The organism is Enterococcus sp. HMSC078F03, assembly GCF_001811595.1.
GTDB lineage: Bacteria > Bacillota > Bacilli > Lactobacillales > Enterococcaceae > Enterococcus > Enterococcus faecalis.
Map to the genome: position 1 here is coordinate 18504 of NZ_KV805551.1, position 11553 is coordinate 30056.

An 11553-nucleotide genomic window follows, 5' to 3' on the forward strand; every position below is an offset into this window, starting at 1 on the left:
AAAAGAGCGTTGCATCAGCAACGCTCTTTTTTTGAATACACGAGTTATACTATTTGATTGGTAAAAAGTAATTTTTTATATCATGCCAATAACCACTTTTCCATCTTTTAACTACTGACTTTTCCAAGAAATATGCTATGATTAAAAAAATCAGCAAAACAGAGGGTAGGGAGTTAGAAGATGGATAAAATTAGAATTAACAACTTGAAATTTTTCACAAAAAATGGTGTTTTGGCAGAAGAAAAACGTCTAGGACAGCAAGTAGAAATCGACCTTGAAATGCAGTTGTCGCTAGCCGAGGCAGGGCGAACAGATGATGTCACCCAAACTGTCAATTATGCCGAAGTGAATGAATTGATTGCCCAACGAGTAAACAATCACTCGTACGATTTAATTGAAGGTTTAGCGAGTGCTATTTTAGATGATATTTCCGCAGATTATCAAGAACAATTGGACAAAATTATCATTAAAATTAGAAAATATAGTGTGCCGATGCCCGGCCTTTTTGACAATATTGAAATTGAAATGGAGCGAGAAGTATAGATGATTGGCTATGTAGCATTAGGTAGTAACGTCGGCGATCCGTACACAAATTTAGTGAAAGCCCGCAATTATTTAAACGAAGACCCGCAGATTCAGGTCGTGGCTTCTTCAAAACTTTATGAAACGGATCCTTACGGCTATACAGACCAAGATGATTTTTTGAACGCCGTATTGAAAATTGATACTAGCTATACCGCTGAAGAATTACTGGCTGTTACCCAAGGGATTGAGCAAGCAATGAAACGTAAAAAATTAATTCACTGGGGTCCGCGGATTATTGATATTGATATTTTATTATTAGGGGAACAGTCAGTCACGTTGCCCCACTTACAAGTTCCTCATCAAGAATTAACAAAACGGTCATTTGTTTTGATTCCCTTAAGTGATGTTTACGCAGAGGAACAACTATTGGGCGCGCCAATAGCTACGTGGATTCAGCGCAGTGGCAATCAAGAAGAAGTGCGAGTAAGCGAAAAGGAATGGTAGAGATGGAGCAGGAAAAACAAGCGCAAATTGAGCAGGCAGTTACCACAATCTTAGAAGCAGTGGGGGAAGATACTCAACGGGCAGGACTCATTGATACACCCAAACGCGTAGCTAAAATGTATGCAGAAGTTTTTAGTGGATTAACCGAACCTGAATTTGACGATTATAAATTATTTGATAGCTTAAATGAAGGCGAAATGGTTCTAGTAAAAGATATTGCCTTTTATTCAATGTGTGAACACCATTTATTGCCATTTTATGGAAAAGTACATGTCGCTTATCTGCCAGAAGGTGGCAAAGTATTGGGACTAAGCAAGTTACCAAGATTAGTAGAACATTGTGCCAAACGTCCCACGGTTCAAGAAGATTTAACAGTGACAATTGCCCGCAAACTCCAAGAAAATATTCCCGTCAAAGGCATTGCAGTAGCCATTGAAGCGGAACATATGTGTATGACGATGCGCGGCGTGAAAACACCACAAAGTAGCACCAAAACATTTCAATTTACCGGACTATTTAAAGAACAAGAGTGGAAAAATCAATTTTTAATGGAGATACGTTAGAAAATGGAAATCATTGTCGGCACGAATAACCAAGGTAAGTTAAAAGAAATGCAATCAGGACTTAAGGACCCAGCTATTCAACTTGTCTCTTATCGAAAGTATACAACCAGTCAAGAGCAACCGGCAGAAACTGGCACTACGTATGCTGAAAATGCTTATCTAAAAGCACGCTTTTTCCAACAATTAATTGGACGCCCAGTGTTAGGTGATGATGGCGGCTTAACATTAACTGCTTTTCCTGATTTATTAGGTATTTATACAAGCCGCTTTTTCCATTCAGCTAATCCAGAAGAACAGAACCGCGAACTGTTGCACTTATTTGAAGGGCAACAGTCGACTCGCGAGTTAACCTTATCAGCCACGTTGGTCTATACACTCGATGACGACAAACTGTTGCAAACGGAAGCCGCTTTGACTGGTGAATTAGTTGAACCGCGCGGTACAGGCGGTTATGGCTTTGATCCGATTATTTATTTACCAGACCGAGGCAAAACCTTAGCGGAGTTGTCCATGAGTGAACGAATGAAGATAAGTCCTAGGATGCAGGCTTTACGAAAGATGATTCAGCAGATAAAGGAGCAATATGACAATGATTGATTTAAAAAAGAATTACCAAATTATGGGGATTGTCAACACGACCCCCGACTCTTTTTCTGATGGCGGTAGCTACACAACGGTCGACGTGGCCTATCAACATGCGCTTCATCTACTAGAAGCGGGGGCCGATATTTTAGACATTGGCGGCCAATCCACACGTCCTGGCTACGAAGAAGTTTCTCCACAAGTTGAGGCAGACCGAGTATTACCGTTAATTAAAAAAATACGTGAGACTTCTCTAGCGCCGATTTCTGTGGACACCTACTATCCCGAAGTAGCAGAAGCCGCGATCCAAGCTGGCGCCACAATGATTAATGACATTAAAGGATTAGACACTCCGGGGATGGCAGAAGTCCTCGCACAATATCCTGAAGTCCAAGTTGTGATTATGCATTCTAGAAAACGCCAATCGCTTTCTTTAAAAGAAGAGTTGCACCTATTTTATACAGAAAAAATTGAACAATGCCAAAAATATGGGCTTTCCTTAGAAAAAATTTGTTTCGATCCAGGGATTGGCTTTCATAAAACTGTCGCAGAAAACCTTCAACTGTTAAAAGATCCTAACGCCTTTCGCTACCAAGATTATCCGTTACTATACGGCGTTTCTCGCAAACGAACCATCGGCGCTTTAACGAACGAACCAGAACCAGCCAACCGTGATTTTGGTTCAGCCGCTGCTTCCTTGTATGCAGCACAACAAGGCGTAGAAATTTTACGTGTTCATAATGTCCAAGGCTTAAAACAAACATTTGATGTCTGGCGAGTATTGTCGGAGAAGGAGTAAAGGTAGACCAATAGACTAAACAGACCGACCATCTTTTTTGATGGTCGGTCTGTTTAGTCTATTGCTAAAATCAGTAATAAAAAATAAACCTGTCATAACTTTTACCGAAGGTTGATTATAATTAAAGATGACGTCTTAAACGTTCGCAACCTAATAAACGGCAGAAACAGAACCAACGCCTTCAGAACTAATTGGTTCTGTCCTGATCTCTTCATGTTTATCGTGTTTATTATGCTAAGTTGAAACGGGAAAGTCGATTGTTAAATAAGCTTTCGTTTTTTAGGTATTTTTAAGAAATATTTTAGAGTAGATACAGCATAGAAATTCTATTACAATTGTCTTTGGATCTTCAAATAATATCAATTGTTATTTAATATTTATTTTATTTTTTACAAGTAAAAGTAAGGAGGTTGTAATCTCAATTGAAAAAACATAACTATTTATTGATTTTATTGTGGATAGTTGGAGGGATCTTTTTAGGAGTTGAAAAAGTAGAGGCTGCTCCTAGACCATTAACAGAACTGGGCTATTTCCATTGGGCAAATCAATCGATTACACCAGCGGCAAACACATTTATTATGCATTACGGCGAAAATACATCCGTCGAACCAATTGAAGGCGAAGTGTATTCAAACTACATGGCAGTTAGTCGAACGACAAATAAAAGTAAAGCATTAGTAAAAAATGTGGGGTTCTATGAAGGAAAAGCAGTTAATTTATTAGTTACATTACAACGGAATAAAAGTAATTTGGATGGAGGATCAATTAGTTTTACTGAAAGCTATTTTTTAGGAATTACGATTAAAGGCGAAATGCTGGTTACCTATGATTTTGTTGATAATTATGGTCAGCCCTTAACGATAAAAACAGCGTTTAATTACTATGGGTTAAATTCAAACAAATATGTTGGCTATAAAAACCCTGGAACGATAATTGATGCCTTATATGCGGAAAATCCTACACATATTCTTTACGATACGTGGGATGGCGGAGACGATGATTATTGGTTATATCTAAAAAACGTTACTGCAGGGGTACCTTGGCGGGACCCTCGCCAGCGTTTTGAAATGACGACCAAAAGTATTTCTACTGTTACGTTTGTAGTCCACAACAATGACACAACGCCGTCATCCATTGTTTACTTTACAGATTTTTTGGCAAAACCAGAATTTCCACCAGCGTACGCAATGGATACTTATTTTGAAAATGCAGAGACGGCTGTTTGTTTAAATGTGCAACAGACCATTCCAAATATTGATCAGTGGACAAAACCTAGTCAAATGGCTATAAACGTTAACCTGAACCAAGTAAATCAAACAAAGCAATATCAATTTGACAAAGTCTTAGTTACAGACTTTAAAGGAGAAGATTTAACGGATTTATTTACTAGCCAAACAGATGGTGAAAATGTCCAAATTATGACAAAAAATCTGTCAGATAGTCGTCTCTACGATACCGTATTACAATATAAAGTTTACTTGAAATGGCAAGGGACTCAAAATCCAGTCGATACGGCGCTCATTTCAAGTGGAAAATTAGACTTGCCGTTTAGTGCAAGAACTCTTTTAGATGGAGAAAATTTAGAGGAAACGACTGCTACATCCAGTGTGAATTATGTGGGGAAAGCAACGACTGTGTTTTTAAATGAACAAGATAATGCTATTCATGAACCAGTCACAAAAGAAGGGATTTTAACCACGCCTTTTGACTTGTCTAATCAGTATCCCCAAATAGCTGGCTATGAACCAATTAAGACCCAACAAGATCAAGGAATGTTTCTTCCAGAGGAGCAAACAATTATTCATCGTTATCGTGAAAAGAAGTTATTACAATTCAAATTGATGGATGAAGAAAATCCGCTATTGGTCTCACGTTTTACAAATCAGCGAGAAGTTACTTTTTCATTTTGCCATGATCCATCAACCAATATAACTTTAATAGCGAAGTGTGGCACGGAAGAAAAAGAATTAAAAAAATATGTAGATGCGCCAGAATCGGTTGTTGATAAAGTTACGTATACTTTTCCTGAACATTGGTTGAATCGAGAGGTTTTCTTTTATATAAAAGATGAGAACAATCAAGAGTCAGAAAAAGACAGTCGGACTCTTCAAAAAGAAGCTGGGCCCAAGCTCATTTTACCTGATACAATCAATTTTGGTGTGAATGAAATTCCCGCAACAGAGACAATGATTTCTTCTATTACAAATAAAGAAATCCGCATTGAAGATACAAGCAAACTTGATAAAAGTCGGTGGACAATTAAAGTAAAAGAAGAACAACCGTTAAAGAACGAAAACGGTGAGTTACTCGACAAAAGAATAAGTTATGGTGAGAAGAATCAGCGTGTTCTAATTAATGCAGATAGCCAACCTATTTTGCAAGGAAGCGGCAACGCTACCGCTAATTTGACCAAACAACTTCAGTTGACGATTTTTCCTTCTGATCCAGTCGGAAGGTATAGTGGAGTATTGCGATGGTCTCTGGAAGATGCGCCAGAATAACCCCTTTGTTTAATAAGAAAAAAGTGTCCAAAGATCTATCAATAGATAATTGGACACTTTTTTATAGATCTCTCTGGGGCTCCTACTTTTTTAAAGAGAGCGCCTTCTAACAAAGTGCAAATGTGTTATACTACACAAGTAGGAAGTTTATGACGGTGGCAATTTCTCAAAAAAGGGGGACTGCCAATGTTTTTGCTTGTTTGCTCTTTCCCTAGAAAGGAATAGCAGTGACTGTCTTTGAAGCATTGATGCTTGCGATCGCTTTCGCAACGTTAATTGTCAAAATCAGTAATAAAAACGACAAAAAATAAACCCGTCATAATCTTTAGCAAGGATTGACGGGTTTATTAACCAATAAATTAAAGCTACCGTCTTAAACGGTCTACCCGAGAGCGTATGTCTAGTACGCTCTCTTCGTGTTTATTATAGCAAGTTGAAACGGAAAAGTCGAATAGTAAATAAAAAAAGTAAGCGTATTCCAGTAAGGGATAAATGTGTTATACTACACAAGTAGGAAGTTTATGACGGTGGCAATTTCTCAAAAAAGGGGGACTGCCAATGTTTTTGCTTGTTTGCTCTTTCCCTAGAAAGGAATAGCAGTGACTGTCTTTGAAGCATTGATGCTTGCGATCGCTTTCGCAACGTTAATTGTCAAAATCAGTAATAAAAACAACAAAAAATAAACCCGTCATAACCTTTAGCGAAGATTGACGGGTTTATTTCCGTATCAAAATCAAGCTACCGTCTTAAACGGTCTACCCGAGAGCGTATGTCTAGTACGCTCTCTTCGTGTTTATTATAGCAAGTTGAAACGGAAAAGTCGAATAGTAAATAAATTGAGATAAGACAGAGCGGGGAAAGTAGGGAGAGTTAAAAATGGCATTTGCACATATAAATATAGAAAATATGGTTGTTTTTGGAGGAATCTCATTAAGTATTTATATATTATACACTGTTCTGAATATTATAGAATTTAAGTATTATGACAAGGTATCTTTTGATGAAGAAGAACTTGACAGAATAGATACACAGGAATATGCAAGGTACTTTTCAGAACTATTAACGGAAAACCAATAATTTAAAGCCACCGTCGTAAATGGTCTACCCGAGAGCGTATGTCTAGTACGCTCTCTTCGTGTTTATTATAGCAAGTTGGAACGGAAAAATTCGAATAGTATCTAGATAAAAAAACAGTGTAGAAACGAAAGCTATGTTGAATGCTGCAGCAGATACTGCTTTTGTGATAATTAATTAAAGACTTCTGTCTCAACTTAAATCAACCAACAAAAGGGAACTTTTTATACAAAGTGTGTACACACTATTGAATAGACTTGAATCAGCGTGATTTTATTTGAATTTTTCAACAGTAGCTACAAAAAAAGTGTTAATTTATGCTTATAAAAGTAACAATTTTATTTTTGGACGACAATCAATAACTGGTTCAAACATTGGCTTTTATTTCATTTAATAATTTACATTATTTTATTATTTCTTTTTTTAGGAATAAATAAAATAAAATTTTAAATTTATTTCGTGTATGCTAAATGATATACAGGGGAATAATTTTATATATTCTTGGTTAATTTTTATTTAAAGGAAGGAATTTGTATGAAGAAAATTACTAAGGCTCTTATCATTAGCACGTTAGGAATTCAAGTGTGTCTACCCATCGTGAGTTATGCAACGTCTGAAGAGCAACCGAGCGAAGTCAGTCAGCAACTTAGCGCCAGTCTGAAGGTAGCTGGTGTACCAGAATCTGAAAATTATAAAACACAGTTTTCTGTGAAACCATCTGAAAACTTATACAAAGGTTCTATGACATTTAGGCCAGCGAATCAAAACGAGTTGTTAATTGATGGCTTTGTCAACAATAACAACATACAAATTGCGATTACTGTTGACCGTACCAAACCGCGAACACTCTATATTTATGAACTTAGTCCCAACAATTCCACTCGACAAAAATACACACTAACAGAGGGGAGTACGGTGAATTCAAAAGAGTTTCCAGGACATCGTTATGTCTACCCTGGAGGGAAATATGACAATATTATTTTGGAACGTTACAACACTAGAGCGGCAATTTGGAATTTAAAACGAACGCTTTTACAAAATGATACGAAAACAGTGAATAAAGTAATTGTCCCAATTATTGATCAATTAGAACAAGAAACACATTATATTATCGCTGGTACAACAAAAGAAGAACCTGAAAATCAGCTATTAGAGAGTGTTAAACAATCTGGTTTCAAAGGAGATGCTTATACAACTGGTGCGCCGGAAACGATTGTTAAAGATGGCGTGACCTATGCGTTAACTGACCCATTACCGACCAACGCAAATGGTTACTTATCTAAATATTATAATGGTTGGTCACACTTGTATAATTATGGAAATTACGATCTTCGTCGTACGCAAATTGATGATAGCGGCACACAATTGATTGAGTTACTAAGAAAAAACGGTACAGTTGAGCAGAGCGCCAAGGTAGCTGCGGGCCAAAGCCACACATTTCCTAATAAAGGCACTGCAGGTGGACCTGTGACAGCTGTTAATTTTTACAATGGGATTCCAGAAACGACGTATCATGTGGTTTATCAATATATTGCTGTTGAAACAGAATACCGTGGTCAAATCGTGGATCAAGATGGCAATAAAATTTCTAAAGAGGGGCTCGAACTGCCATCTTTTGAAGGAAAACGTGGTGAAACAATTCAGGTGAACCCAGAGGACCTACCAGAGATTCCTGGGTATATTAAACCGAGTGCACCATTAGAGCTAGTTATTCCAGAAACAGGTTCAGTCATTGAAATTCCTTATGAACGTTATATACCATACGATCCAGACAATGGCTATCAACCTATTGAAATCACAGAAGGCAAAAGTAATAATAAAGATTATAATTGGTATTTCGATCATCAAGATACAGGCGGCCAGCTATTAGTCAATGCGGCAGTGATGGCAGAACATTGGTATCATCCAGGTTCAACAAAAACGGTTGGAGAAGCAGAAAAAAGCCAGCCTGTCAAATGGGATTCCTCGGCATTAGCCTTTTATATGTTTAGAAATAAAGTTCCCTTCCATTATTACCGAGAACCAACACTGGAGTTTATGAAAAATGAAATTGATGAAGGCCGCATTTTTATTACTTACGTAGAAACAAGTGAGTTATTTTATAATCCTACACCTGACTCCACTTGGGGGCGCTTCTATGAAGAAACAGGTCGGAACAATATAATCGTGAAAGGCTACAAATATATTAATAATCGTTTGTATTTTGAAACCTATGATCCATTATCTGGAGGTCGTAAACACAAAAATGGTGAGCCTTTAGGAAAAGATCGCCTATATGATGCAGAAGAGTTTATGCGAGCAATGGAAAAAGGTGTGCCAATTATTCAAGTCATTGGTTAAGTAAACCTAGAAATAAGTTATAACATATTTGTTTTCAAATATATTATATAAATGCTTTAAAAATACTAAGTAGAGGAGTTTTTTAAGATGAAGAAAGCTATCAAAAAAGTTTCAATGTGTTTAGGGGTAACCGCATTTTTAGGGGCAGGAGCGTTGGCTACAACAACTTCAGCTTTTGCAACAGAACAACCAGAAGTGGCATCAGAAGCCATCTCAACCTATGCGGCGACTGGTTTTTATCGTGTTCTTTACGATACAACGTTGTTATTCAGTGATAACGCCGACATTATTCATATACCAGCAGGATTTATGATTTACCATACAGGAAATGAGATGGAGTGGGGGGGCATGAAATTTTATGAAATGAATGTCATGCAAGGAACAGAAGTATACCGTGGTTATGTTCAAGATACAGCGTTAGTTAAAGCGTAAAAAAAGACAGCTCTTCTGCGTTCAGAAGAGCTGTCTTTTTACTAAATAACCAAAAGTTTTTTTAATTCTCTCTTGTCAAAATCGTTTGTGTAATTTCATACAATTGTTCTTTCGCTTGGACCTTTGTTTCAGGAAGTTTGCTGATTTCTTTCAGCGCTTTTTCTGTGTAATGAGTGGCTAATTGTTGAGCCTTTTCTACGCCACCTAGTTCATGGACAAGACGATAAATTTCCTGTGTTTCTTCATCAGTCAAGGCTTCTTTTTTCATTAAAAGTGGCAACAAGACTTCACGATTGGCTTCAAGTGCATAAATCAAGGGCAAAGAATACACGCCTTGACGTACGTCTTCTAAGACGGGTTTGCCGATGGCATCGGCAGTTTGCGTATAGTCCAAAATATCATCAATAATTTGAAAAGCCAGTCCGATATTTTCGCCGATTTCACCACAACGTTTGGCAAAACGTTGGGAGGTGCCACTTTCATAGGCACCGACAAAACAACTTAGCGCAAACAGTTCCGCAGTTTTTCCGGAAATATTTTTTAAATATTGGTCAATCGTTACCTCGAAATTATAGCGATTGTCCATTTGACCAAGCTCACCAGTTAGGACTTTTTCCATACTGCGCGAATTTAATTGAATGCTTTTTAATGAAGAAGAATAATCAGATAAGAGCTTGAAACAGCAAACAAAAAGATAATCGCCTGTATACACGGCTGTGCTATTCCCAAAGCGCGAACGCAGTGTTGGCAAGCCACGACGCGTATCGGCTTCGTCGACAATATCGTCGTGAACTAACGTGGCGGTATGCAGTAATTCAATGGAAGCCGCTAACGCTGTCGCCTTTTTAGGGTCCCGCTGTTCACCAAAATAAGAGAACAACAGTTGGTAGGCTGGACGTAGCAATTTGCCGCCAGAATGAATCATGTCATGGACAGCAGCTTGAATCTCTTGATTATCGATTTGAACCGCTTGTTCCATCAAGCGAAGAGTAGTTGTTAATTCTTTTGATAACGTAGGATAGGTATTCCACATAGGATGTATATTCATAAGATGACTCCTTTAATTGTGGCGGACAGGTTTTCAATTAGAAAAATTGACTCCACTTATGTTTCGTTGTTTGTTCATAATTCAGTTGGAATTTTCGTAACGTCTGGACATGTTGTAGTAAATAATTAGCGGCAATCCCAATGGCAATCCCTGAAAGTAACCCAAACAGAGATAGAAATGGTAAGTACAGCATCGGCGCCCACGAATGAGCAAAGAAAGAGGTCGTTAGCAACTGACCAACGTTGTGTAAGAAACCACCAACGGCACTAATCCCTATAATGCTGACCCGTTTTGGCCCCAGCTGCTTGACAAGCAACATGCCGAAATAACTTAATAAGGCACCACTGGCACTATAGAAAAAGGTCGAAAGTGTACCGCCCAGTAATGTCGTTAAAATCAAACGTAAACAGACTAGGAAAAAACTATCACGCTTACGCATGGTGAAAATCGCAATAATAGTAATTAGATTTGCTAGACCGAGCTTTGCCCCAGGAGCAAATGCGAAAGGGTAAGGAATCATATTTTCGATTAAACCAATAATGACCCCTTGGGCAACGAGCATAGCAATATAAATATTCTTGTGTAATTTGCTCATAGTTGTCGTGCTTAATAAATTAAGCTACCGTCTTCACTCCCATCAGAAGCTTCCACGGTGATAAACAAATTGTGGGGTAGACAGGCAATCGGGGTTTCACCAGGTTTGGAAATCCAGCCTCGCCGAACATCCACTAAGTCAGCACAGTTGGCTTCCTTCACGCGGATACGATCACCATCTACTTCAATCAGGTTGTAATCACCGTCTTTTGCTTCGTATTTATATGTATAATGCGGGCCGTCCTTTTTTAAGTCAAAGACTTTGATTACTTTGTTGTCTACTTTCAAGACTGCTTGATACGTAGCCGCTTCTTGACCACGGTTTTGCATGGCAAAAACAACAAGGGGCAGAAAAGAACCAAGAACTAAAATAGCAATAATAATAACGTCCCATGTTTTCAAGCGACTTTTCTTAATGAATTCTTTGATCGTCATTTTCTTCTCTCTCCTTTGGTGTTTTTTTCTTGTCTATCATAACACAGTGAACGGAAAAGAAGTATTCTTTTCCAGTTGAGCCACCATATTATAAAAGAAAATATGTGGGACAAAAGTCATGCTTGACTGCTGTCCCACATACTAAATCCTATGATA

General features: G+C 37.9%; 12 protein-coding genes. 9 read left to right on the forward strand and 3 right to left on the reverse strand.

Annotation, left to right across the window (positions count from 1 at the left end):
* The first annotated feature begins 180 nt into the window (after positions 1-180).
* From folB to HMPREF2810_RS04145, 9 genes are all read left to right on the forward strand, one after another.
* The gene (gene folB, locus HMPREF2810_RS04105) at positions 181-543 is read left to right on the forward strand and encodes a dihydroneopterin aldolase (protein WP_002372599.1); all 363 of its coding nucleotides are present in this window, start codon (positions 181-183) and stop codon (positions 541-543) included.
* The gene (gene folK / locus HMPREF2810_RS04110; protein ID WP_002367511.1) at positions 544-1029 is read left to right on the forward strand and encodes a 2-amino-4-hydroxy-6-hydroxymethyldihydropteridine diphosphokinase; all 486 of its coding nucleotides are present in this window, start codon (positions 544-546) and stop codon (positions 1027-1029) included.
* Positions 1023-1592 carry a GTP cyclohydrolase I FolE gene (folE, locus tag HMPREF2810_RS04115; RefSeq protein WP_002383148.1) on the forward strand — a complete coding sequence of 190 codons (570 nt, stop codon included), beginning with the start codon at positions 1023-1025 and terminating at the stop codon, positions 1590-1592. The genes folK and folE overlap by 7 nt, the downstream gene beginning before the upstream one ends.
* A 3-nt stretch (positions 1593-1595) precedes the next feature.
* Positions 1596-2189, forward strand: a complete 594-nt coding sequence (locus HMPREF2810_RS04120; RefSeq protein WP_002383149.1) for a non-canonical purine NTP pyrophosphatase — start codon at positions 1596-1598, stop codon at positions 2187-2189.
* Positions 2182-2973, forward strand: a complete 792-nt coding sequence (gene folP / locus HMPREF2810_RS04125) for a dihydropteroate synthase (protein WP_002418388.1) — start codon at positions 2182-2184, stop codon at positions 2971-2973. The genes HMPREF2810_RS04120 and folP overlap by 8 nt, the downstream gene beginning before the upstream one ends.
* Before the next feature lie 452 nt (positions 2974-3425).
* Positions 3426-5474 (forward strand): hypothetical protein, encoded by a 2049-nt coding sequence (locus tag HMPREF2810_RS04130; protein WP_002383151.1) that lies wholly within the window; start codon positions 3426-3428, stop codon positions 5472-5474.
* Between the two features lie 876 nt (positions 5475-6350).
* A complete protein-coding gene (locus HMPREF2810_RS04135) occupies positions 6351-6551 on the forward strand; it encodes a hypothetical protein (RefSeq protein WP_002383152.1) in 201 nt (66 codons plus the stop codon).
* Between the two features lie 531 nt (positions 6552-7082).
* Positions 7083-8888, forward strand: coding sequence for a DUF5978 domain-containing protein (locus HMPREF2810_RS04140; RefSeq protein WP_002419663.1), 1806 nt, complete (start codon positions 7083-7085; stop codon positions 8886-8888).
* A gap of 87 nt (positions 8889-8975) precedes the next feature.
* A complete protein-coding gene (locus HMPREF2810_RS04145; protein ID WP_002383155.1) occupies positions 8976-9320 on the forward strand; it encodes a hypothetical protein in 345 nt (114 codons plus the stop codon).
* 61 nt (positions 9321-9381) lie between these two features.
* On the opposite strand, the gene HMPREF2810_RS04150 is transcribed toward HMPREF2810_RS04145, so the two are convergent.
* Genes HMPREF2810_RS04150 through HMPREF2810_RS04160 form a run of 3 tightly spaced genes read right to left on the reverse strand, consistent with a single transcriptional unit; the run spans position 9382 to position 11397 of the window.
* Positions 9382-10368, reverse strand: a complete 987-nt coding sequence (locus HMPREF2810_RS04150) for a polyprenyl synthetase family protein (RefSeq protein ID WP_002383156.1) — start codon at positions 10366-10368, stop codon at positions 9382-9384.
* 37 nt (positions 10369-10405) lie between these two features.
* Positions 10406-10963 carry a Gx transporter family protein gene (locus HMPREF2810_RS04155; RefSeq protein ID WP_002354743.1) on the reverse strand — a complete coding sequence of 186 codons (558 nt, stop codon included), beginning with the start codon at positions 10961-10963 and terminating at the stop codon, positions 10406-10408.
* Positions 10964-10974: 11 nt separating this feature from the next.
* A complete protein-coding gene (locus HMPREF2810_RS04160; protein WP_002354745.1) occupies positions 10975-11397 on the reverse strand; it encodes a NusG domain II-containing protein in 423 nt (140 codons plus the stop codon).
* Positions 11398-11553 lie beyond the last annotated feature (156 nt).

Excerpts from the sequence above, each read along its gene's own strand:
- HMPREF2810_RS04145 (WP_002383155.1), top strand. The coding sequence starts at position 8,976 with ATGAAGAAAGCTATCAAAAAAGTTTCAATGTGTTTAGGGGTAACCGCA.
- folE (WP_002383148.1), top strand. The coding sequence starts at position 1,023 with ATGGTAGAGATGGAGCAGGAAAAACAAGCGCAAATTGAGCAGGCAGTT.
- HMPREF2810_RS04135 (WP_002383152.1), top strand. The coding sequence starts at position 6,351 with ATGGCATTTGCACATATAAATATAGAAAATATGGTTGTTTTTGGAGGA.
- HMPREF2810_RS04160 (WP_002354745.1), bottom strand. The coding sequence starts at position 11,397 with ATGACGATCAAAGAATTCATTAAGAAAAGTCGCTTGAAAACATGGGAC.
- folB (WP_002372599.1), top strand. The coding sequence starts at position 181 with ATGGATAAAATTAGAATTAACAACTTGAAATTTTTCACAAAAAATGGT.
- folP (WP_002418388.1), top strand. The coding sequence starts at position 2,182 with ATGATTGATTTAAAAAAGAATTACCAAATTATGGGGATTGTCAACACG.
- HMPREF2810_RS04150 (WP_002383156.1), bottom strand. The coding sequence starts at position 10,368 with ATGAATATACATCCTATGTGGAATACCTATCCTACGTTATCAAAAGAA.
- HMPREF2810_RS04155 (WP_002354743.1), bottom strand. The coding sequence starts at position 10,963 with ATGAGCAAATTACACAAGAATATTTATATTGCTATGCTCGTTGCCCAA.
- folK (WP_002367511.1), top strand. The coding sequence starts at position 544 with ATGATTGGCTATGTAGCATTAGGTAGTAACGTCGGCGATCCGTACACA.
- HMPREF2810_RS04140 (WP_002419663.1), top strand. The coding sequence starts at position 7,083 with ATGAAGAAAATTACTAAGGCTCTTATCATTAGCACGTTAGGAATTCAA.
- HMPREF2810_RS04120 (WP_002383149.1), top strand. The coding sequence starts at position 1,596 with ATGGAAATCATTGTCGGCACGAATAACCAAGGTAAGTTAAAAGAAATG.